The 23030-nt window shown below is 47.6% G+C and carries 17 protein-coding genes; 12 read left to right on the top strand and 5 right to left on the bottom strand.

The features are described from left to right. Positions 1–123: 123 nt before the first annotated feature. Genes NYR53_RS30915 through NYR53_RS30905 form a run of 3 tightly spaced genes read left to right on the top strand, consistent with a single transcriptional unit; the run spans position 124 to position 6230 of the window. Positions 124–2358 (top strand): putative baseplate assembly protein, encoded by a 2235-nt coding sequence (locus NYR53_RS30915; protein ID WP_261302865.1) that lies wholly within the window; start codon positions 124–126, stop codon positions 2356–2358. A 30-nt stretch (positions 2359–2388) separates the two neighbouring features. Continuing rightward, positions 2389–4506 carry a phage tail protein gene (locus tag NYR53_RS30910; protein ID WP_261302864.1) on the top strand — a complete coding sequence of 706 codons (2118 nt, stop codon included), beginning with the start codon at positions 2389–2391 and terminating at the stop codon, positions 4504–4506. Positions 4507–4538: 32 nt separating this feature from the next. After that, the gene (locus NYR53_RS30905) at positions 4539–6230 is read left to right on the top strand and encodes a hypothetical protein (protein ID WP_261302863.1); all 1692 of its coding nucleotides are present in this window, start codon (positions 4539–4541) and stop codon (positions 6228–6230) included. A gap of 312 nt (positions 6231–6542) precedes the next feature. Here NYR53_RS30905 and NYR53_RS30900 read toward each other — a convergent pair whose 3' ends face one another. Further along, entirely contained in the window at positions 6543–7202 is a 660-nt protein-coding gene (locus NYR53_RS30900) for a TetR/AcrR family transcriptional regulator (RefSeq protein ID WP_261302862.1), read from the bottom strand. Between the two features lie 289 nt (positions 7203–7491). Between NYR53_RS30900 and NYR53_RS30895 the strand changes: the two genes are divergently transcribed. From NYR53_RS30895 to NYR53_RS30880, 4 genes are read left to right on the top strand one after another with little or no spacing between them, the layout of a single operon-like run. After that, complete coding sequence (locus NYR53_RS30895) at positions 7492–8343, top strand: SDR family NAD(P)-dependent oxidoreductase (protein WP_261302861.1); 852 nt, start codon at positions 7492–7494, stop codon at positions 8341–8343. After that, entirely contained in the window at positions 8340–9350 is a 1011-nt protein-coding gene (locus NYR53_RS30890; RefSeq protein WP_261302860.1) for a zinc-dependent alcohol dehydrogenase family protein, read from the top strand. Before NYR53_RS30895 ends, NYR53_RS30890 begins: the two co-directional genes overlap by 4 nt. Before the next feature lie 32 nt (positions 9351–9382). Beyond that, complete coding sequence (locus NYR53_RS30885) at positions 9383–10546, top strand: SMP-30/gluconolactonase/LRE family protein (protein ID WP_261302859.1); 1164 nt, start codon at positions 9383–9385, stop codon at positions 10544–10546. A 24-nt stretch (positions 10547–10570) separates the two neighbouring features. Further along, entirely contained in the window at positions 10571–11359 is a 789-nt protein-coding gene (locus NYR53_RS30880) for an SDR family oxidoreductase (protein ID WP_261302858.1), read from the top strand. A 275-nt stretch (positions 11360–11634) separates the two neighbouring features. Here NYR53_RS30880 and NYR53_RS30875 read toward each other — a convergent pair whose 3' ends face one another. The 4 genes from NYR53_RS30875 to NYR53_RS30860 form a co-directional block, all read right to left on the bottom strand. Next, entirely contained in the window at positions 11635–13059 is a 1425-nt protein-coding gene (locus NYR53_RS30875; protein ID WP_261302857.1) for an MFS transporter, read from the bottom strand. A 64-nt stretch (positions 13060–13123) separates the two neighbouring features. After that, a complete protein-coding gene (locus tag NYR53_RS30870; RefSeq protein WP_261302856.1) occupies positions 13124–13711 on the bottom strand; it encodes a TetR/AcrR family transcriptional regulator in 588 nt (195 codons plus the stop codon). 143 nt (positions 13712–13854) lie between these two features. Then, a complete protein-coding gene (locus tag NYR53_RS30865; protein ID WP_261302855.1) occupies positions 13855–14706 on the bottom strand; it encodes an EamA family transporter in 852 nt (283 codons plus the stop codon). A 28-nt stretch (positions 14707–14734) separates the two neighbouring features. Next, complete coding sequence (locus tag NYR53_RS30860; RefSeq protein ID WP_261302854.1) at positions 14735–15679, bottom strand: metallophosphoesterase family protein; 945 nt, start codon at positions 15677–15679, stop codon at positions 14735–14737. A gap of 305 nt (positions 15680–15984) precedes the next feature. Between NYR53_RS30860 and NYR53_RS30855 the strand changes: the two genes are divergently transcribed. The 5 genes from NYR53_RS30855 to NYR53_RS30835 all read left to right on the top strand — a co-directional run bounded on the left by NYR53_RS30855 (position 15985) and on the right by NYR53_RS30835 (position 22953). Then, positions 15985–16755 (top strand): DeoR/GlpR family DNA-binding transcription regulator, encoded by a 771-nt coding sequence (locus tag NYR53_RS30855; RefSeq protein ID WP_261302853.1) that lies wholly within the window; start codon positions 15985–15987, stop codon positions 16753–16755. A 240-nt stretch (positions 16756–16995) separates the two neighbouring features. Then, positions 16996–18636 (top strand): type 2 periplasmic-binding domain-containing protein, encoded by a 1641-nt coding sequence (locus NYR53_RS30850; RefSeq protein WP_261302852.1) that lies wholly within the window; start codon positions 16996–16998, stop codon positions 18634–18636. A 57-nt stretch (positions 18637–18693) separates the two neighbouring features. Continuing rightward, positions 18694–19611 carry an ABC transporter permease gene (locus NYR53_RS30845; protein WP_261302851.1) on the top strand — a complete coding sequence of 306 codons (918 nt, stop codon included), beginning with the start codon at positions 18694–18696 and terminating at the stop codon, positions 19609–19611. Positions 19612–19623: 12 nt separating this feature from the next. Next, positions 19624–20502, top strand: coding sequence for a carbohydrate ABC transporter permease (locus NYR53_RS30840; protein WP_261302850.1), 879 nt, complete (start codon positions 19624–19626; stop codon positions 20500–20502). Between the two features lie 171 nt (positions 20503–20673). Beyond that, complete coding sequence (locus tag NYR53_RS30835) at positions 20674–22953, top strand: helix-turn-helix domain-containing protein (protein WP_261302849.1); 2280 nt, start codon at positions 20674–20676, stop codon at positions 22951–22953. Positions 22954–23030: the final 77 nt, after the last annotated feature.

Genomic DNA, 23030 nt, shown 5'->3' with positions numbered 1-23030 from the left:
GTCACACCAAACGAAAGTAGCCCTTTGGCAAAATCGGACACAACGAAGCAGGAAGCAAACAATACTTATAAGCTAGTATCTGTTGTTCATAGTTTTATAAGTTTTTGGCAACGGTGAGCACAAGTGCTGCCGATACCTAATTTGGATGATCGTATGTTTGAACAGATGGTGCTGGAGGCTCGGAAGTCGATACCGAAGCTTTTTCCGGAGTGGACGGATGAGAATGAGCATGACCCGGGGATTACGCTGCTGGAATTGATGTCATGGATGACGGAGATGCAGCAGTATTACCTAAACCGGGTGACGGAGCGCAGTGAACGGAAGTTTCTTAAGCTGCTTGGGATTAAGCCTCGTGAAGCTGTATCTGCGGTTTGTGATGTGGCGTTTGCTGGTTTACAGCAGCAGCTTGTGCTCCCCAAAGGGACACCGCTGCAAGCGATGGACCAGCGGTTTGAGACAATAGAGACGGTGCATCTTGTTCCTTCCGAGCTGGAGAAAGTGCTGGTGCGCACGGAGACGGCGGCAGGTGATTTTACATCGAATAATCACGCTAAGATTGCTTATTATGCTTTTGGACCTGATGCACGTAAGGGCGCGCATTTGTATCTCGGGTTCGATAGAGCGCTGCCTGAGCAAACGGAGATTTCGATTGCTTTTAAGCTGTTTGACCGCTATCCGGTAACGTTGGGTCACAATGAAGATGGGACAACGCCGATGATTTCTTCTGCTAAGGTGGCATGGACGTTCGCGGGGGCTGGGCAGCAGGGGCAGAGTGAAAGTTGGCTGCCTATCGAACAGATAAGCGACTCAACGGTTCATTTGTCGCAAAGCGGAGAGCTCCGGTTTCAGATTACGTCGGAGATGAAGCCGATGGCGCTTTACCCAGCGGATGATCGCAGCCGATTCTGGATTTGCTGTACACTCGAGGAGGACGGCTATGAGCTGTCTCCGAAGATTGAGAAGGTTAGTCTCAATGCGGTGAAAGCAGCTGAGCAGGAAACCTTCAGCGAAGTCACTGCTTTTGATAGCTCAGGTGAGCCTGACCAGAGCTTCGAGGTAAGCTCGTACCTCGCTTACAACGGCCTGCACACTGTGCAGGTGCAGGACGAGCAAGGGCACTGGCGCGACTGGCACATCGTCGCGGAGCTCGAGGACTGCGAGCCGGACGATCTCTGCTGCCAGCTGCAGCAGGACTCGGCTCTGCGCACCACCCGTCTGCGTTTCGGCGATGGGGTGAACGGGCGTATCCCGCCGCAAGGCGCGCAGCGGATACGGCTTATTGCTTACACGGCCGAGTTCGACTATGGCCGTTTTGTCGGAGGCAGCAGAGGTCTGCCCAGCCAGACCTTTGAAATCAGCCGTGGCCGGATGTATAAGCCCAGCAGCATGCTGCTGCAGGTTGGTTACCGACCGCGCGGAGAGCGAGACGTCGTTTGGGACGACTGGCAGTCCGTGGATGACTTCGATAATTCGAAGTCCACGGACAGGCATTACGTCTACGACGCTGCGGCAGGGACGATCCGCTTCGGTAATAACGAAGCGGGTCTCACTCCGCCCAAGTCCGTGGAACCGAATATTCGGTTCCTGGCGCTGCAAGCGGGCGGCGGAGTGCGAGGCAACGTGAAGGATGGCCTCGTGACCGGCTTCACGAATACCAAAGGCGTGCGTGTGACGAATCCGTTCCCGGCGCGAGGCGGCCTCGAAGCGGAGACGCTCACGCAGGCAAAGCTTCGCGTGCGGCGCGAGCTCGACGCGCCGACGCGCGCCGTGACTGGCGAGGACTACGAGGCGATCGCGAAGGCGACGCCGGGTCTGCGTGTCGCGCGTGTGAAGGCAATCCCGCTGTACAAGCCAGGCATGCGGGATTATCCGAAGGTCAAAGCGCCCGCGCAGATGACCGTCGTGGTCGTTCCATATAGCGAGAGCGATAAGCCGAAAGCAGGCAAGGGCTTCTTGCAAACGATCAAACAGCATCTAGATCGGCATCGTCTTTTGACCACAGAACTACATGTGATTCCCGCCGAATATATTAAAATAACGGTTCACGCTGTCGTGGTAATGGAACCCAAGCACAAAGATGAACAGCGCCGAATCATGCAGGAGCTCAAGCTTTTGCTGCAGCCGATGGATCATGGGCAAGGCTCGGAAGGCTGGCGTTTTGGCCGGACTGTCTATAAGGGCGATATTTATGGCGCTATTTCCCGGATTAAAGGGGTTGTCTATGTGCAGGACATTTGGATAGACGCCGAGGGCACAGGTTTCCACAAGGATGGCGCTGGCGACATTCATATCCCGCCTTATGCCTTGGTCTATTCCGGTGATCATGAAGTGGAAACCATTAGTCAGACGGATTTATAAGTCCTTATTTAGGAAAAGAGGTGTCGAACGATGCAGGATGGACAAACGTTTTTTTCACTTAATAAACCGCTTGACTGGGAACATGGATATGAAGCCAATATTCATATGCAGAGCGAAGGATTTTCAATTCAGCAGACAGAAAAATACAGCATTCATCGCATCGTTCGCACAGACGAGCTGGAAGGCATTCATCCTATTCAAGAGATGACGGTCGGGCCGGGTCGGAAGCTATTTTTGCTAGACGAGGCTTCGAATGTATGGATTTATGATGATGAAAGTCGCCACCTTGAGTCGCTATTTCGTCAAGGTCATCAGTTGTTTAGCCATCAAGCGATGCTAGCTTCGATGTCAGATCTTTTGGTGATAGCAGATGCCCACGTTGAAAGCGAAAGAAGACTTGCGGTTTATTCGATTTCCAATGGACAAACCATGTGGGCTATCCATGATTGGGAAGGGCTTGAATTATTCCCACTCTCGGTTAATACAAGATTAACAACGGCGAATTCACTTTACGTGACGGTCCCTTTGGACATTACGATTGGTATGAATGGAGGTCCTGAAGTCCCTAAGGGCGGCCGGATCGGTATTATACAGTGGAACGCGGCAGGTGAAGTGGTGCATGTGTATGAACATGAAACGCTCCGTCTGGAAGAAGCGGCTGGCATGACTGCACTTCGAGGGCGTTATTACACCGCTGCTGCAGGTGGTAAATTAGTTCTATTGGATGCACAGCTCAGAACGGTAACGGTGTTCCATGAGGATGGTCGGGAGCCGTTTCATTTTAAGCTGGAGCAGGAAGGGCGCTTTGCCGGAATTTCCATTGATACGAATCATAATCTTTATATAGGGGACAGCGGATACGCACAGCAAGAAGGAGTAACGGAGCGGTTTATTCTAAAGTTTCGCGAGAATGGCGAGCAGTTTGATAAAGTAACGAGCTTTCGAGGGCGAACGGATAAATTGCTGCATGATGGGCGCAATCGGTTGTATGTTTTTGATCGGATAAGCGGTCAGATTAGCCTGCTTGATCTTCGTGCCCGTACGATGCTGCTTGAGGGGACTCAGCTCCCGGAGGCCATCTATTTCTCGGGGGATCTGGATACGACGGAGACGGAGACACAGTGGCATAAGATTCGTTTAGAAGCCGATATTCCGGAGGAAACGCAGGTTCGCTTTTCCTATTTTACATCGGATGAAAGTGAAGGATTCATTGATGGCGAATACGTAAATTATACGGGTTATTTGACGGATCCAGGCATTTCGATTCGAGATAAGCTGGCTGCGACGCGCGACTTATGGTCTGAGCCCATTCTGAATCCGAAGGATGCTCTTCTGATGAATGCCAGAGGCCGTTATTTATGGTTCAAAATCGAGCTGATTGGCAGCGAGCAAAAATCACCTTACATCCGAAAGCTTCGGGTCTACTTCCCGAGAACGTCACTAATTGCCTATTTGCCTCCGATTTATCAGCAGGACGAGGAGCACAGCCCTTTTCTGGAGCGGTTTCTGGCGATGTTCAGCACGTTCTTTGACGATATGGAGGATAAAATAGACCGTATTTCCTCTCACTTCGATCCGGATGCGGTGTCCGGCACTTATCTGGAATGGTTAGGCCGCTGGTTGGCTATCACGGATCATGAGGCATGGGGCGAGACGAAGTTAAGAGAGCTGATTAAGCAGGCCCCTGAGCTTTACAAATTGCGGGGAACTCGCGAGGGCATGATGAACATGCTTAAGATTTACACTGGGTCTGAACCGTTTTTGCTGGAATATTTTCAGTTTAAACAAATGCAGGAGACGTCGGAGCTGCGGCAGCTCTTTGCCCAGTTATATGGGGATAATCCTTATTGCTTCTGCATCATGTTAAAGCCTGAATTCGTACAGACCGACGCACAGCGACTAACCATCGAACAAATCATTGAAGACCAAAAACCAGCCTATACCGAAGGCAAATTAATCGTTCTACAACCGTGGATGTACGCGGACATGCATACCTATCTGGGCATTAATACTTACTTATCAGAGCCTACCTTGTTAACACTCGATCAGCATTCGTCGATGCCATACAATACGGTGCTGATTGACGTAGATCTCGATAAACGAATGGACATACATACTCGCTTGGAATTGGATTCCGAAATCGAATAAACGAAATGAGCCTTGGAAGGTGAGGGATACTTATGAAAAAAACACGCTATTACCCGTTTGAGCGCAATCGGTATTTCTATGGAAAGCTGCTGACGGTAAGGGATTTCGAGTCTGAGCAAAAGTATTTCAATGATAAGCGCAGAATGATGAACCGTTTGCTGCATGGTTCGGGTGTACTTACGGGTCTGCAGGTTGTCGCGGTCGATGAAAAGTCAGTTTCTGTAGAAATGGGAGCTGCGATCGACGCGCTTGGCCGGGAAATTGTCGTACCTTCTCCGATGACATTGAAGCTATCGATGATGGACGGTTTCAGCAATAACCAGTATGCGAAGAATGTTTACTTATGTATTGCCTATGACGAAAAAGAAAAAGAACCCGTTCACGCGGTGGCTAATTCCTCCATACGTTCTGACGAAATTAATGACTATAATCGTGTGCTGGAAAGCTACCGCTTATTTATCCGGGAGGATGCGCCTGATCCGGCAGCGCTGCCTTTGGCCAATTTATCCGATCAGACGGTCGTTCTTTATCAAGATACTCACGTTCGCGTGCTTCAAACAACACCTCGTTATGTGAATCCAGGTCAGCTCTTCGAAATGAAGCTGCGCTTCGAGAAGACGCTTAAGGCAGGCAGACTGTCCTTTCAATATGAACTGGCTGCTGAACGCGTAGAGGCGATTGAAGGAACAACCATAGTGTTTGTGGAGCCTCAGGATGGGCAAGAGAGCGAGTATGAAATAAAGGTGCTTTTGCGAGCGGATAGTACAGCGTCCGTGAAGGGTACGATTGGCGTGCAGGTGGATTCGGCTGTTCTGAAGCTGGACGACAGGCAGTTGGAGCTGCAGACTCAAACTGTAGGCGAACTGCAGATTATTGGCGAATCCGTGCAGGAACGGTTGATGTCGGATTTCGTGAAACAATCGTTGGAAGCTTCCTTAGAAGCCCCTTCGGAGCCTTGTATTTATTTGGCTAAAATATGCCTGGTTCAAGTGGGGCCGACCTATGTTATTGAAAGTGTCGAGCAAGTGCCATTTGGCGAATACGTGTACAATTCTTCGGTCATGTACAGGCTCAGCAAAGCAAATGAGTACCGCGAAGAAACGTCCGGTCAGTTCGTAACGAAGTCCAAAGTGAAAACCTTGGCGCCAGGACAGCCTCCGGAGTTCAAGGTTAACTTCAATAAAGCGATTAGCGAGCTTTCATTCGATTTAAGCATTCCAGCAGGCGGCGGCAGCGGCATTGCGGGTATGCTGAGCGGTGTCGTGGACATTCCGATCGAGCCTTTCACGAAGATTGCTGTGTCCCCATTCGGGAGAGCGACCAAAAGCTTCTTCTCCGGCGAAATCGCACACGGACTCGGCGAGGGCAATGTGCTGATCATCACTAGCTTGGAAGAGAGCAGCGGTGAAGCTTTCTCGGAAATGCTATCCAGCGGGGACCGGGTATACGGCGGAGCCTCTGATGTATTTAAAGGCAGCGAATTTGAACCCGATGCGCCAGAAGTGAAGATTGGCACGATTGCCTATCCACAAAAAGGCACGTTTCGCATTGGCGTGAAGGTACAGCAAACTTCTGAGCCGGGGAATGTACGTGTACGTTGGTGGGCGTATAGCGCGGAAATGGCCAGTACTACACTCGGAAGTGCCAGTGGTGGCGTTGATTCATTAGACGAAGCGCTTTCTGCGATGAGAGAAGCTGCCTCGGCGGGCAGCGGGGCTGAGTAATTGTTAGTTTGATCTCTCCTATAGAGGGGGAGTTTATAAAATGGATGGTTTGGTTGGCTAAAGTCAACCAAATTTAGTCAGCAAAACACCGGAGATTCCCGGTGTTTTTTGTTTTCATATGTATATGTTTGGGTAGTAATTACAACATTGATATCACCGGAGCCTATACTTTCACGTAGCCAGATTCTGTTGCAGCAGCAGGGTTCTCGTTTAGTATTGGAGTAGTCAAAAAGCCCTAATCTTTTCAAGTTGGGGGCTTTTTGGCGATTTGAGAGGAGCATGGCATCGATTCAACCGGATCGCGATCCTGCATTAGATGCTATGATTTGGCAACAATGAGCTGACTAACATTGACAACGTTTGCCTGTATACGGCATGGGCCGATTGTATATCTCCTAAGTGTCCACCCATGTAAAGATGAATAACACCATGGAGCGAGGACCAGACTATTCGTACAACGGATTCCGTGTCGTACTGGCCGGGAATCAGTCCTTGCTCTTGCGCATTGTTGATCACGGTCAATAATTGCCGCATGGCCGTTACGGTGCCTTGCATACTTTCCTCGTCTGGTTTGAAATTTCCGAAAGCTCCTCCGAACATCAGCTTATAATAGCTGGAGTAATGCTGTCCGAATTGCCAAAAGGCTTCGCCTAAATTTAGCAAATGCTGCGTTGGGTTAGCCGTCTTCGGTGCCCCCTCAAATACGTTAGCCAGAAGTTTACATCCTTCCAGATACAGCTGCTGTGCCAAGCCCTCTTTATTGACAAACAAGCTATAAATAATTTTTGTCGAGCAATCCATTTTCTCCGCTACTTTACGCACAGTAACAGCTTCCGGGCCCTCCTCTTGCAAGAGCATTGCTGCAGCATCAACAACGAGCTTACGGAGATTTTCAGTATTTTGCAAGCGAGCTTCTTGGTAGGTTTTCAACACACGTGAGTTCTCATTTGAAGAGATATCTTTGTCGCTCATACTCATCACCTTCGGATATTATGTTTTCGTCAGGAAACAAGGTTTCTGACTCTCTTGCAAGGAATTTTATACAGTTGTTAAGCAGTTGTCAATGAGACGTTAGAGGGTTGAGGATGTTTAAAGAACATATTGACTTTCTAAAAAAGGCGAGATACAATGAAACCGAAAAGAAACACTGTTACCGAGTAGTGCGATCGTAATTAATAATCTTGGGATCGGGAATTATCCTTGCACGTTTGGTAACACTGTTTCTGAATTATAACATGGTATCCAAAAGGAGAACAGCATAATGACATTTCAAGGAAAATGGGCACTCGTCACGGGAGCTTCTTCCGGTATTGGAGAGCAATTCGCGAGACAACTAGCCAAACAAGGCAGCCACTTGATACTCGTTGCTCGATCAACGAGTAAGCTTGAGAGCCTGGCAGATGAGCTTAGAAAGAAGTATGGCATCAAAGCTGAGGTTATCTCTATGGATCTTGCGAAAGAGGGCGCACCCAGCGAGTTATATCGGCAATGTGAACTTTTGAAAGTGGATGTCGAACTGCTAATCAATAATGCAGGCTTTGCTACACATGGTTTGTTCGAGCAAGTGTCAGGTGAGCGTCAACATGAAGAAGTTATGCTCAATGTCGCTGCTGTTGTAGATATGACTCACTTGTTCTTGCCAAACATGTTGCGTAAAAACTCAGGAGCAGTAATTAATGTGGCTTCAACCGCCGGATTTCAACCACTTCCCTTTATGGCCGTATATGGGGCGACGAAAGCTTTCGTCTTGTCGTTTACTCAAGCGTTATGGTGGGAAAACCGCGACCGAGGTATCAAATTCTTCGCACTTTGTCCCGGTTCGACGGACACCAGCTTCTTTAATGTTGTAGGAACGGATGATGCCTCTGTCGGAAAGAAAGATACGCCGGAAAGAGTCGTAGAGGTTGCACTTCGTGCGTTGAAGGAAGGGAAGATATACGTCGTTCCGGGTGTGCAGAATTATTTCGGGGCACAGTTATCGCGATTCATAACACGCAAGCAAGGTCTTCGACTTGTTGGAGGCATGCTTCGTCCACGCGGAGGATCCGGCAATACGAATAATTATAAGAATACAAGTAATCAATCTGATCTTGCAGGGAGGACAATTCGATGAAAGCTATACAACTGACAAACGGCTTCGGCTTTGAGGAATTAAACTTAACGGAACTCGACATACCAACGCCAGGCCCCCATGAGGTGCTGATCCGCATGAAGGCAGCTTCTCTCAATTACCGGGATCTAGTGATCCTCAGCGGATTAATGCCGATTGAAATCAAATTCCCCTTTATTCCGTTATCAGACGGAGCGGGAGAAATTGTAGCCGTTGGCCAAGATGTAACAAGGTTTCAGGTCGGACACCGAGTAGCGGGTAATTTGCAACAGAGATTCATTGCCGGCAGTCCAAGAGCAGAAGTGTTAAGAGACAGTCTGGGTGGTCCGTTAAACGGAGTTGCGGCAGAGTATGTCGTTTTACATGAAGACGGAATCGTTCATATTCCCGATCACCTCACTTGGGAAGAGGCTGCCACCTTGCCGATCGCGGCATTAACCGCATGGAGCATGCTAATCGAATACGGTGGTTTGCAAGCGGGGGATACCGTGCTGCTGCAAGGAACAGGCGGGGTTTCGATCTTCGGGCTTCAATTCGCTCTTATGGCTGGAGCACGAGCGATCATCACATCGAGAAGCAACGACAAGTTAGAACGAGCAAAAGCTCTCGGCGCATGGAAAACGATCAACTATTCGGAAGTTCCCGATTGGGATAAGGCAGCGCTAGAGCTGACTGGAGGCGTCGATCACGTTCTGGATGTTGGAGGAGCGTCTACAATGGTGAAATCCATAAATGCGCTTCGCATTGGAGGGACCTTGAGTATGGTCGGATTCTTATCGGGCTTGACCATTCCGGAATACGATGTCACGAGCATCTTGCAGAAAGCCGCAACGATTCGCGGCAGTCAAGTCGGCAACCGGGATCACTTTGAAAAGATGAATCGAGCGATTGCCCATCATCGTTTACAACCCGTCGTCGACCGTGTATTCCCTCTGGATCGAATTGGAGATGCATTCGCGCTCTTGGCTGAAGGAAAGCAATATTTCGGTAAAATCGTAGTTCAAATCTAATATTTCGCTTACATAATAAAGGAGAAGTTCTAATGTCTAATACACCAGTCCCCTCCGCCAAAGCAGCTCAAGGCGTGAAACGTCCGAAACGCTCATTACGTAGGAACGTACTCGGATGGGGTTTGTCGCTGCTTGCCGTACTCCTTCTTGGAGTAGTCGTTTTCTCGTTTATGCCTTCACCTATCGAACCGGTAAAATGGTCCGCGCCGAAGGCCCCCTCCTTTCAGGAATCGGGCCCGTGGCAACAGAACAACAAACTCAGCTCGGCTCAGCTTGTTACGGATGCCCCTCAATCTCCGGAATTCATTACATTCGATAAGGAAGGGCAGCTATATACAGGAGATTCCGACGGGAAAATTTATAAGGTCCCTTTCGGTGCAGACGATAATCCGCAAAAAGCCCAATTGTTTGCAGACACCAAAGGAACGCCGAATGGGCTTAAATTCGACGCCAATGGAAATTTGATCGTTGCAGATATCAAGAAGGGACTGCTGTCTATAACCCCGTCCGGGAGCATAGAAGTATTGGCAAATCAAGTAGACGGTAAACCGATTTATTTGGCTAACGAGCTTGATATTGCCAAAGATGGCTCGATTTATTTTTCCGACACCTCGAACTATGGCCGTGTGACCTTCAAAGAAATTGCCGAGAACAAGCCGCATGGCCGCTTGCTGAAGTACGATCCAACGACCAAGCAGACGACAGTCCTGCTAGAAGGTCTCTATTTTGCAAACGGAATTGCCTTGTCTGCAGATGAAGATTTTGTGCTTATAGCGGAATCGTATCATTATCAACTGACCCGATACTGGCTGAAGGGCTCGAAGAAGGGTACATCTGATATTTTCGCAGACAATCTCGCAGGTTTTCCAGACAACATTACGCGCGATGAGCAAGGTCATTTCTGGGTCGGTATCTTTACGACTCGCATCCCATTTGTAGATCAAATGCATAGTAACCCCTGGTTGGCTAATAGCATGGCCAAATTGCCGGAGTCGCTGCTTAGCGGTGCAAGCGCACCAGCGAAGCACGGGCTTGCTGTGGAGATCGGCCCGCAGGGAGAGCTTATCGGAAGCTGGCACGATCCAGAAGGCACACTGTACGGCGTAACTACGGCTGTAAAACATAACGGATATTTATATATAGGAACGGCACCAGGAGGTAGCCTGGGCCTTCATCGCGTGCCTTTAACAAAATAATGTTGGAATCCGGGAGGGTGCGAAATGAAACTGGATGATTTAGCGTTATCATGGAATGCGAAGGAGAGTCTGGCCGGCAAAGTAGCCTTGGTGACAGGCGCCAGCAGCGGCATTGGAGCATCGATTGCTAGGAAGCTGGCAAAGCGCGGCGTACATGTGACCGTGGTGGCACACCGGCGGGAACGATTGGATGAGCTGGTTCAGGAATTGCATAAAGAGGAATTGTACGAGGTTATGGCGGTAACTGCTGATATTCAAAATGCTGAAGAAGTACAGCATGTGGTCAATGCAATTATTAATCGCTGGGGGCGTCTTGACATTGTAGTCGCCAATGCCGGATTCGGATATCGAAGTACTTTGGTAGATGTGGATCTGGAAAGGTGGGAGGAGATGTACAGGACCAATGTGCACGGTCTTATGCTGACACTGCGGTATGGGCTCCCCCCGATGCTGGGTCAGGGCAAGGGAGATATCATTATCATCTCCTCGATTGCCGGCAAGGAAGTGATTGCCGGAGGAGGCCCATACAGCGCGACGAAATACGGCGTTAACGCCCTAGCGTCTGCATTGCGTTTGGAGACACTTTCTCAGGGGATTCGCGTTACTACGATTCAGCCGGGGGCGGTGGCAACGGAATTCTCTCAGGTGGCCGGGTATTCCGAGGATGAAATTCGCGCGTTTGCTTCGAACGTCTTGCCGTTACATCCCGATGATGTTGCCGAGGTAGCACTCTATGCACTAGAGCAGCCTGAGCATGTCAACATTTCGGAACTGACCATTATGCCTTCAAGGCAAGCGCAGCGGTTCAAATAAAGCGACGTCCATCACATGTACCATTGCCCAACCTATAAGAGCTCAAGCGAGTTAACGCTTGGGCTTTTGTTTTTCTAAAAAAACGGTTTCGACAAAGCCAGACTAGATGCAATATGTCTTCTGAGGAGATCTTGCAAGATGAACATAAAAGAATGAAGGAACTCGTTATTAAAAACTTCTTCACAACCAAAGGGGAATTGAAAAGTTTACAAGTTTGTCAATAAAATCAAAGAAAGCCCATGCAACTGCGCATGGGTTTTCTTTGATTTTGTCGTTTAATTATAACTATTCGATAAAGTAGCGACCTCAGACTCCTTCAAAACCACAGCCTTCTCTTGCTTCCCCCTGCCAAACGAGACATAGTAAATCGCTAGAATAACCAGCTGCAATGCGGCTATAACGAAGCAAATGTTGCTGAAAATAAAGCCAGATGAGTAGCTGTATAAAGGATTCCATTGCGGAACACCTTGGGATCCAAGATCAACGATTCTACTGTATACGCCGATAGCGATCCCTTGCGAAATGAAGTTGACCATCGCCAGCATGCCCATTCCAACACCAACTTGTTCCTTCGGCAAGGTTCTTGAAACCGAATTGGATATCGCAATGACAATGAAAGATTGCCCGACGTTGCCGAGAATCAGAAATACAGCAATAAATAGGGGGGAACCTCCGGTAAATGTGGAGAGTAAAATAAAACAAGCCAGCAGTAAGCTTGAAGCTACGTAAACGACGAATGAGTTGCCTTTTAGGTCCGCGAGTCTACCGCCTTTACGTCCAAATACGGCCGATGCCACGGCTGCAGGGACCATTGCGAAGCCGATCCAAACAGATGATAACTTCTGAATATCAGTTAGTATCAAGGGGCTGAGTACATAGAGTGAGCAGCAAGTGCCGCTGATCAGGAATGAAATGGTCAGTCCGAGTGTGTACTTTTTATTTCGAAAGAGTTTTGGCGCAATAAAGGGCTCCCCAGCCGTGCAAATTCGAGCAATGAATAACCCTAAAGCGAGAAAACCACCTAACAAAAGCCAGATTCCCTTGGTAACACTCAGCAATAATAAAGCGATTGTGATGGCTAACAGACTGCCGCCAATCCAGTCAAATTTCCCTGTTGTCCCAGGTTGTTCATTTCCTAAATACTTGCGGTAAAAGGGGATTGTCGCCAGAATAAGCAAGGGTACAGCAAATAACCAGCGCCAGTGTACCGTGCTAACGATTAAAGCGGCAACTACTGGCCCAAGTGCATTACCAAAAGCCAAACCTACCGCGGTCATACCCAGAGCAGCACCTCTTCGCTCTGGAGCGAAATAGCGCAAAGGTATGATCATCGCAATCGCCGGAATAACCGCAGCTCCGGAAGCTTGCAGACATCTGCCGACTAGCGCCATCGCGAATGTTTGTGAGGTCAGCCCGATGAGAGACCCGACTGTAAATAATAGGAGTCCGAAGGTTACCAAATTTTTCAGCTTATAGCTGTCTGCCAGCTTTCCGTAGGTGACTGCGCCAATCGCGTAGATCAGAATGTAGGCAGAAGAGAGCCAGCTGACCTGGGAAATCGTAAGGGAAAAGTCTTCGCTAATCTTAGGTAAAACGATGTTGAACATGATGCCGCTCATCATGGATATAATCAGGGTGAACATCAAAATACGCATTAATTTGTCGCCGGCTTGCTGAGGTTCTTGGGTTTGGAGACTCATATCTTACCACATCCTTTTTAAAATTTGACTGTCAGTACTGACTGACATTTAGTCTGTAAAAAAACTAGGGTTGTAAGGCCCTAGCAAAAATCTTTACGCTCTCTTGAATAAATGGCTCCAATGAAATGGTGGCGTAATTTTTATGGCTGTCGAGATCGTTCATGAACGCCCCGAAATTCATCATCATGAAGGAGAAGGCATGCATCTCCGGATTCGTGGGAATCATTTTACCTTTTTCAGACATCGTGATGAAATAGTTCGTTAAGATTTCAAGCAATTGCAGAGGATGCTTGTGCGTACGCTCGCGGAAGCCGGGCAGTTGGCCTTCTTCTTTGAGACTGATCTGGATCAATTTGCGATTACGATTCATAATCTCATGATAGGTTTTACTGACTAGAAGCAGATCCTCCTCCAGATCCCACACGAGCTTTTCACTAAACAGCTTCTTCATCTCTTCGGCATAATGATAGCGGTCAAATGCGGCTTCGAGGAGCTTCTGTTTACTGCCGAATTGACGAAACAATGTCTTCTCGCTAAGACCTGCTTCCGTGGCAATTTCAAGGGTGGTTACCCCATTGTAGCCTTTAGCCGCAATCAAATTGAGTGCCGCCAAGAGAAGTCTATCGCTGCTTCCAAGCTTGCTACTGTCCATATGATCCCTCTTCCACAACGATGTCAGTACTCACTGACATAATGATATGATGGATTTGGAATAAAGTCAATGTATGTATATCCTGCTATAAAGAATTTTCGGTAAAATTTCATCGAGGTGGAGTTTGTTTATGGCACTCCTTTTTAGCCAAAAAAACTAATGATCAGTATGCCGATCAAGATGAGAATCGAGCAAATAATTCTTAGAGTGCCTTGCTTCTCTTTGAGCACAACAATGCCGAGAATGGTAGCAAAGACAGTGCCAATCTCACGAATGGGTGAGATATGGGCGACAGGGGCATATTTCATGGCAAACAAAAATAATAAATAGGATCCAGGATTGAGGATTGCACCCAGTAAAATGATCTTGGCGTTAAGCTTCCATTCGACGCGAAGTTGTTTGGAAGCGAGTACAATCGGCGTCAGTGCAGCCATGAACCCGATGTTCGTAACCTCAAGTAATGAGATAGCTGAGACATGCTGAAGATTGAAGCGATCAACAAAAACGTAACATGTCGTACATAGGCCGACACTAAGGGCCATAAGGAATGGTTTAACCGTTCCGGCGGATGCTGATTTACGGGTGAAAATACCGCTAAGCCAAATAAAACCGAAAACCATGCAGAGCAGACCTATCCAACCGTATATCGATAAGGATTCCCGAAGGAACAAGACGCTGCCAATGGGAATGAGTAGCGTGCTGGTTCCTCGCATAATCGGATACACCTGGGACAGGTCGCCCATATTGTAGGTGCGTGCCAGCAACAGGGAATAGACGCTTTGCAAGCACGCAGATAAAAGTAGGAATCCGTAGGCTTTTAGAGATAGAGGGTTAAGCCATAGTTCTCTGATTAAATAAGGAAGAAGTCCGATTGTGGTTACCATCATGATGGACCATAGGAAGACGCTTTTATTCTGGCTTCTTTTGGTGAATAAGCTCCAGACTGCGTGCGTAAGACCTGAAGCTACGACTAATAAAATTGAAACGATAAACAAACGATCATCTCCAAACGATTAGGTAGGGTTAAACCCCAGGTTGGTGTTCGGGTTGATCACGGATTACCGTGCCGTCAGCCAGTCGCAGCCAGGATTCGAAGGAACGCTCGCCTTCGCGGAGTCGAATGATCCGGGCACCGCGGGGGAAGCCGTCTTTGCCATAGGTGTTGTAACCTGTTGCTCTTCCGTAGCAGAGACGTACTCCGTGAAGCTCACCCCAATAATCGTTGACGTGGTCGTGGCCGCAGAAGGTTCCGACGATATCGCCCATTTCAACCATAGCCGTAAATAAGCCTGAATTGACGGGAGCGCAGCAGACATGCTCAAACTTGTTGCCATAGCACGTCTCATTGTCCCAAACTTGTTGATATTCCGGAAGCGGGATGTGGAAAAAAGCCAGGGCAGGGTAATCTTGCGCCCCGATGCTCGATTGGAGCTTACGGGATTCCTCCCTGTACCAGTCAATCTGATTGCTGCGAATCCAATCATAACCGTGGATATGCGGCAGGGCAGAGCGATCCCCGGAATCAAAGAAATACAAAGCGGCAGCGGTCTGACCATCGGAGCCCGAAATGGATAGCGTATAGTTACCGACACCTTTAATTTCTTCTGGACCTCGCTGGGTAACGGTATGAGAATGCGCCAGCACGGTCTGCATGAGCTCATCTCTAGTGATGGTAGTTTCTGTATCGTGGTTGCCGAACACAACGGCCCATGGAATACCGCGAGATTCGGCCGAGTGAACGGCATCGCGAAACGCTTGATGCGGATTCTCGCAAACAGGTTCACCTGAAGCCCCTGTATAAATGACATCGCCCGTAAATACGACAAGGTCAGGATGCTCGGCGTCTAGCACTTCTTCCATTAGACGACGTGTTTGCTGATCCTCATCCCCGCCATTTTCCCAATGTAAATCAGTGAACTGAACGATGGTAAAAGTTCGATCTTCGCGAAAGGCAAGCGGATGCTGCAAGATAACGACCTCCTGTAAGTTGTATTTTGTAGTAATTGTGTTGTTTCTTCATAATATTTTGTTGTTTGTTGGCTATTGTATCGCTGGTTTGCTATGCTGTCAATGAAGAAATTGTATGGATCGTGGGGACGGTTCAATCACTTATTGCATCATTGGCTAAGGGGGGAGCCGATCCGTTGACATCGTAAGCGCCACCTTATAAACTGGATGAAAACAACAGGAAACATCACCATGTGGATATCATCGGTCAATAGCTGATGCTTACGATGCCAGTTTTTCTTACGGAAAACTCTTAGGAGGCCATTATGTCATTAACATACGAAGATCGCAGGATGACCATCCTGAACCATTTGGAGATGGAAGGGAAAGTGCAGGTGCATCACCTGTCTGAGATGCTTAATGTCTCGACGGAAACGGTGCGGCGGGACTTGGATCGGCTGGAGAAGGAAGGCAAGCTTCGCAAAGTGTACGGAGGCGCTGTCAAAATGCGCATCGAGCTGGTCGAGCCACCTTTTCTTAGGCGGGCACAGATGATGAAGCCGGAGAAAGCGGGCATCGGTAAGCTGGCTGCTTCTTTGGTCCAAGACGGCGAAACGATTATGCTGGATAACGGTACGACGACGATTGAAATTTTGCCTTACCTAAAGGATCGTACGAATGTAACTTTGATCACCCATTCTGTTCCGATTCTCAATCTGGCCATGGAAATGTTCCGGGGGAGAATTATTTTCGCAGGCGGGGAAGTGAACATGGAGTGCCAGGCCGTAACAGGTTCGTTAACGGATCAGCTTCTGGATCAATTTAAGGTGAACAAGGCATTTATTTCTGTAGGAGGAATTTCACTCGCGGACGGCATTACCGACTTCCATTTGGCGGAAGCCATCATTTCGCGTAAAATGATGCAGCGAGCGGAGGAAGCCATTCTGGTAGCGGATCATTCCAAATTCGGAATGTCGACGTTCGCCAAAGTGTCAAAGCTCGAGGATATCTCGATGCTCATTACCGATCCGGGCTGCTCGAAGGAATGGATCGATACGATTGAGGCGCTTGGCATTGAAGTGCTGATCAGCGACTAATAGGAAAATCGCCACCGAACCGGCTCTTTTAGCGGCGAAAGGGCGATTTTTTCTTTGCAAATAAGGGCATTCTCAAAAAATGAGGATGATACAAAAAGAAGCGACGTCTATTCCTAAGAAAACAATACGATTGAATAATCGACGATATACGACATCAGGAAGTGTGAGATATGCTTCTTTCACAGGGCTAATCTGCTTCACGGCGTTAGCGCCGGACTACGAGATAAGGGGAGTGTTTCCATGAAAAGAAGATTTCAATTTAAAATGCTGCCGATCGCGGCAACCATTCTTACATTATCGCTTGCAACCGCTTGCGGAAACGTTGGGTCTACAAATGATAAGGGCAGCACAGCGCCTGCCGCAACTGCTGATTCTAAAGATCCTGTGAAGGTGACATTGTGGACACCGATGAATCCGAATGCGAAAGCCGTCGTCAAAAGCTTAAACGAGCTGCCTATGGTGAAAGAGTGGGCCAAGAAGACAAACGTAACGTTTGACTTCCAACATTCTTCTGGAAATACACCGCAAGATGATGTTCAGCAATACGGTGTCATGGTTGCTTCTAATAATCTGCCGGATTCGATGCTGTGGAATTGGAACAGTGTGCAGGGCGGAACATCCAAAATGTTCAAAGACGGCACGATTATTAAACTGAATGATTTAATTGAAAAAAATGCGCCGAATTTGAAAAAAATCATGGACACTAACCCTCAGATCGCCAAACAGATCAAGGCAGATAACGGTGATATTTATGCGATGCCTCACTTGAAGGTAGGTCAATACGGTCAGTACAAAACATTCAGCGGTATGGTCATTCGCCAGGATTGGCTGGACGAGCTTGGACTGAAAACGCCGGAAACGATGGATGAGTGGGAAACCGTGCTCAAAGCGTTCAAAGAGAAGAAAGGCGCGATTCCTTTCACCTTGAACAAATCCTATCCGATGTCATTTGCTGACTTCGCAGGCGCATACGGTGTTACGGGTATGTCGACGATTGCCAATGCGAGCAGCTTCTATCTCGATAATGGCAAAGTGAAATTCGGACCTGCACAGCCAGAGTTTAAGCAATATTTGACGACGATGCAAAAATGGTACAAGGAAGGTCTGATCGATCCGGACTTCGCTTCCAATGATTCCAAAACGATGGATGCCAAAGTAACTTCCGGCAAAGCGGGAGCGTTCTACGGTTTCATCGGCGGAAGCATCGGTACGTATACACCGGCGCTGCAGAAGACAGACCCGAAAGCCAAGCTCGCTGCTGTCCAATATCCCGTTTTGAAAAAGGGCGACGAGCCTAAATTTGTGCAAGCATCCTGGGAATACGACAACATCGGAACAGTCATTACGAGTGCGAACAAACATGCGGCAGAAACGGTAAAAGCCTTGGACTATCTGTATAGCGAAGAAGGCGCAATGCTCAAAAACTTCGGTATCGAAGGTCAAACGTATACGAAAGTTGACGGTCAACCGAAGTACACAGATCTCATTTTGAAAAATCCGGACAACCTGCCAATCAGTCAAGCGATGGCTAAATATTTTATCGCCAACTACGGCTTCTCCGGTTTGGATGATGACCGTTACAACGATCAGTATTATCAATTGCCGGCTCAAAAAGATGCCGTAAAACTATACGCTAAATATGCGAATAACGCCTACAAAGTGATGCTGCCGCCAGTGGTTCTGTCTACGGATGAAGCGAAGGAGTCGGCGAAAATTTTGAACGATGTAAGCACGCTGTTGACAGAGCAAATCACCAAAATTGTGATGGGTGCCGCAAAAGTGGAAGATTACGATAAAACAGTTGAGCAAGTGAAAAAGATGAATATGGACCGTGCTGTGGAGATCTACCAAACGGCAACGGATCGTTACAACAAACGCTAAAAAGCTCGAGGGGAGCCAGCCTCCCCTATTTCATCACACGTATAAGGAAGTGAAAACATGGCCCATTCCATTCGGGTTTTACTAGATGACATAAGAAAAAATCGCGCAATCTACCTGATGGTCCTGCCGGTTGTGCTGTACTTCTTCATTTTTAAATATTTCCCGATGTATGGCGCCGTTATCGCCTTCAAGGATTTTAGTCCTGCGAAAGGCATTTGGGGCAGTGATTGGGTAGGCTTTCAGCATTTTAAAGATTTCTTTCAAAGCTATTATTTTATCCGCGTGCTGCGCAATACGTTTTTGATTAGCTTTTATAACCTCATATTCGGCTTTCCGGCACCGATTATTCTTGCGATCCTTTTGAATGAGCTTCGCCAGAAGCTTTTTAAATCGATTGTGCAGACGGTGTCCTACTTGCCGCATTTCATCTCGATTGTGGTCATTTCAGGGTTAATTATTGACTTCACGAACCGTGGAGGGATTGTAAACTCCATCATTATGTTCTTTGGCGGGCAAGATTCTGCTCTTATGAATAATGCCGAGAATTTCCGTACCATTTTCGTCAGCACGTCTGTTTGGCAAGAACTTGGTTGGTCATCCATCATTTATTTGGCCGCGCTTAGCGGGATCAACCCAGAGTTGTACGAAGCTGTTCGCGTTGATGGGGCAGGGAGATTTCGTCAAATCTGGAGTGTAACGCTTCCGGGACTCATTCCAACGATTATGATTTTGCTCATTCTTCGCATTGGCGGATTGATGGAGGTCGGCTTCGAGAAGGTCGTTCTGCTTTATAATCCAAATACGTATGAAACAGCGGATGTGATTTCGTCCTTTGTTTATCGTGAAGGGCTGGCACAAGGGAATGATTATAGCTATACAACGGCCGTTGGGCTATTTCAATCCATGATCAACTTCATTTTACTTATTAGCGCTAACAGCATATCCCGCCGATTCTCCGGCAGCCGGTTGTGGTAGGAGGAACTAACGATGAAATTAAGCGCAACTGAGCGTCTATTCGATATCGGTAATGCGATTCTGATGATATTGCTTATCGTCTGTACGTTGTACCCGTTCTACTATGTTTTCATGGCTTCCATCAGCGATTCCAATTTGCTCATCCAGCATTCCGGCTTATTGTTGAAACCGCTGGGGTTTAACCTCGACGCTTTTCAGAAAGTGATTGCGAATCCCAACATTTTGACGGGATATGGGAATACTTTGCTCATCTTAATTGTGGGTACGGCGGTTAATTTGTTCTTTACTACGCTTGGTGCCTATGCGCTGTCCAGAAAGTTCGTGATGCGGAAGTTCTTGATGATCTGTATCGTGTTCACGATGTATTTCAGTGGCGGATTGATTCCGACATACTTGTTAATCAACAACTATCTGCAAATGGGCAATAGCTACCTTGCACTCATCTTGCCCGTGGCGATCAGCACGTGGAACTTGATTATTATGCGAACTTCGTTCGAAGCGATCCCTGAGGGTTTGATGGAATCCGCTAAGATTGACGGTGCAGGCGAATGGCGCATTTTGTTCCAGATCGTGGTGCCGCTGTCCATGCCTGTTATTGCCGTAATGGTGCTTTACTATGGCGTAGCCCACTGGAATTCTTGGTTTAATGCGATGCTTTTTCTTCACGATCGGGAGAAGTTCCCGCTGCAGTTGATTCTCAGGGAAATTCTGGTGCAGAACAGCACGGATTCGATGACCACTGGAACGGGAAATGCGAACGACACGCAAGCGATTGGGGAAAGTATTAAATACGCAACGATCATGGTGGCTACCTTACCGATTCTGATTGCCTATCCTTTTTTACAGAAATATTTTGTGAAAGGCGTCATGGTTGGCGCGCTCAAAGAATAACGACCAGACCTGTTCTCTTTTGGATCTTCAAAAGGGGGCGGGATATTTGGTTTTTTCCACTTTCTGTGAGGGAATCACTAAAAATGATGATGATACAAAAATCGTAGATGTACTTGAGCGGGTGAAGATGGGATAATACGGCATACAGCATGAGTAAGGGAGGACATCTTTGTGAAGCGGAGTGTATTTTTATTTTGGCTTTACTCGAACTTAACCATTCTATGTATTCCCATCGTCATCACGATGTTGGTTCTTTTTCAGTCACAGCATTTATTAAACTCGGAGGTCATTCGATCCAACAAAGCGCTGCTTAACCAGGTGAAGCAATCGCTGGACAATCAGTTCAAAGATATTAAGCGGATGGGTCTCCAGCTTTCCCTCGATCCTAAAGTCATTAAGTATGTTAATCAAGCTGATTTCAACAGTACGCAAGTCAAGATCGATACACTGGATCTGATCACTTCACTTCGTTCTTATGCCGCCTCGAATGGGGATATTAGTGATTTATATGTATACATGAAAAAAGGGCATTTCGGGGTCACGACATCGACAATGAATCAAGATGAGCTTCTTTTCCAATTGCTCCACGCGGGAAATAAAGGCATCACCATGAAACAGTGGAGCGACAGTATGGAGAAAATCTACTATGGCAATTTCCTTCGATTCGCTGACGATGACATGGTGTACATGCAGTCACTGCCGATTCAGAATGCAAGCGAAGCGCCGGCAACTCTTGTTGTCATGCTGAATGCAGAACGCTTGAAAGCAGCTATCTCAAATATACAGATTGCTCAAGCAGGCAGTGTGTTGATACTCGATTCCACCAATAAGCTGCTGATGACCGCAGGCGATTCGGAGCATGTCTCCGAGATTGATTTCGAGCAGATCCGCTCAGCGGAAGGTTCATTTAGTCAAAAATGGGGCAAGGAAGAGGTAACGGTTTCTTACGTTTCTTCGGTTGAAAATGAATGGAAGTATGTGTCCATCGTTCCTACGAAAATCTATTCAGCAAAAGTAAGCCAATTGCGCAGTTGGATTTATGCGGGCTTGTTTCTGTGTATTTTCGTCGGTGGTCCGATGTCCATCTGGCTGACGCGAAGGCATTATATGCCTATCCGCCGCATGGTGGATTTGGTTTCTCCGAAGGTGAAGTCCAATATCGAAGGGATTGGGAATGAATTCTCACTGCTCCAGTCCTTTATGTCGGAAAATGAAGCTTTGCAGGTTACGGCGAACCGCACCATCCAGAAGCAGCAAGACGTGCTGCGCAGCCATTTTCTGGCACGACTGCTCAAGGGCAGAGTCGAGAGCGGTTCGGCACTCGCGCAATCGATGGCATCGTTTGACCTGCGGTTTGAGACGAACCGTTTTGCGGTATTACTGTTTCACATTGGCGACTATGCGGCTTTGTTTGCTGATAGCGGGACGCGCGATGCGGAGTCCAAATTGCAGTATGTCTATTATATCGTGACGAACATTACCGAAGAGCTGATTCGCAGAAAACATACGGTGTTCACGACCGAAGTGGACGGTATGATAGCTTTTCTGGTTAATATACAGAATGACGATGAAGTTCGGACGAAACAGGAATTGATTGAGATTGCGCAAGAGGCGCAGACGATCATTCAGGGTAAATTTTATATTCAGCTGACGATAGGCATTAGTGATATTCATCCACATTTGACCGGAATCTCGCATGGATTCGATGAGGCGCTGGAGGCGCTGGAATATAAATTCGTCATTGGACCGAGTCAAATTATCCCTTTTGATCGGATCAAACGACCGAAGAATGAGCTGTATTATCCGCTGGATATGGAGCGGCAGCTGATCAATCATATTCGAACGGGGCAGTACGAGGAGGCCATGGATGCTGTCAGCGAACTGATCGCAACGAATGTGTCGGACGGCACGCTATCGCTGCAGCTCGGCAAACTTCTCATGTTTGAACTGATTGGCACGATCTTGAAGGCTATTGAGCATTTAGATCAAGGACCTAATGAATTAGCAGTAGAGAAGCATGCGCTCATTAAACAATTGACCCAATGTGAGTCCTTTGTGGAAATTGAAGATGAAATTTATAAGTTTTTGAAAACCGTTTGTGACTACGTCGATTCCAAGAAGAAAAGCCACAATACGAATCTGAAGGATCAAGTGCTTAGCTATATTGATGAGCATTTGGCGGATATGGATTTGAGCCTGACGTCGCTGTCTTTGAAGTTTGAAGTGAATGCGCCGTATTTATCGCGGTTCATCAAGGAGCAGTCTGGGGAAACGTTTATTGATTACGTTAATAAACAGCGTGTTCAGCTGGCCAAGCAGTTGATGACGGAAACCGATGATACAATTACGGAGATTACGCAAAAGGTCGGCTTCTCGAACAGTAACACGTTCATCAGGGTGTTTAAACGCTATGAGGGGATTACGCCGGGGCAGTTTAGGAAAGGGGAATGAGGCCAAGAATGAAAGTGCCATTTTGTGTGCTGTGATACAGAATGTTGTCCGTTTATTAGTTATAATGAGTTGATTGA

It is taken from the genome of Paenibacillus andongensis, assembly GCF_025369935.1.
Lineage (GTDB): Bacteria > Bacillota > Bacilli > Paenibacillales > NBRC-103111 > Paenibacillus_E > Paenibacillus_E andongensis.
Note: the sequence above shows the minus strand (reverse complement) of the source record. Positions and strands in the feature narration are given on the sequence as shown.

What these genes read in the sequence shown, in the direction of transcription:
- NYR53_RS30855 (WP_261302853.1), top strand. Translation starts at nt 15,985, where the DNA reads ATGTCATTAACATACGAAGATCGCAGGATGACCATCCTGAACCATTTG.
- NYR53_RS30845 (WP_261302851.1), top strand. Translation starts at nt 18,694, where the DNA reads ATGGCCCATTCCATTCGGGTTTTACTAGATGACATAAGAAAAAATCGC.
- NYR53_RS30895 (WP_261302861.1), top strand. Translation starts at nt 7,492, where the DNA reads ATGACATTTCAAGGAAAATGGGCACTCGTCACGGGAGCTTCTTCCGGT.
- NYR53_RS30900 (WP_261302862.1), bottom strand. Translation starts at nt 7,202, where the DNA reads ATGAGCGACAAAGATATCTCTTCAAATGAGAACTCACGTGTGTTGAAA.
- NYR53_RS30910 (WP_261302864.1), top strand. Translation starts at nt 2,389, where the DNA reads ATGCAGGATGGACAAACGTTTTTTTCACTTAATAAACCGCTTGACTGG.
- NYR53_RS30850 (WP_261302852.1), top strand. Translation starts at nt 16,996, where the DNA reads ATGAAAAGAAGATTTCAATTTAAAATGCTGCCGATCGCGGCAACCATT.
- NYR53_RS30890 (WP_261302860.1), top strand. Translation starts at nt 8,340, where the DNA reads ATGAAAGCTATACAACTGACAAACGGCTTCGGCTTTGAGGAATTAAAC.
- NYR53_RS30905 (WP_261302863.1), top strand. Translation starts at nt 4,539, where the DNA reads ATGAAAAAAACACGCTATTACCCGTTTGAGCGCAATCGGTATTTCTAT.
- NYR53_RS30875 (WP_261302857.1), bottom strand. Translation starts at nt 13,059, where the DNA reads ATGAGTCTCCAAACCCAAGAACCTCAGCAAGCCGGCGACAAATTAATG.
- NYR53_RS30870 (WP_261302856.1), bottom strand. Translation starts at nt 13,711, where the DNA reads ATGGACAGTAGCAAGCTTGGAAGCAGCGATAGACTTCTCTTGGCGGCA.
- NYR53_RS30885 (WP_261302859.1), top strand. Translation starts at nt 9,383, where the DNA reads ATGTCTAATACACCAGTCCCCTCCGCCAAAGCAGCTCAAGGCGTGAAA.
- NYR53_RS30880 (WP_261302858.1), top strand. Translation starts at nt 10,571, where the DNA reads ATGAAACTGGATGATTTAGCGTTATCATGGAATGCGAAGGAGAGTCTG.
- NYR53_RS30840 (WP_261302850.1), top strand. Translation starts at nt 19,624, where the DNA reads ATGAAATTAAGCGCAACTGAGCGTCTATTCGATATCGGTAATGCGATT.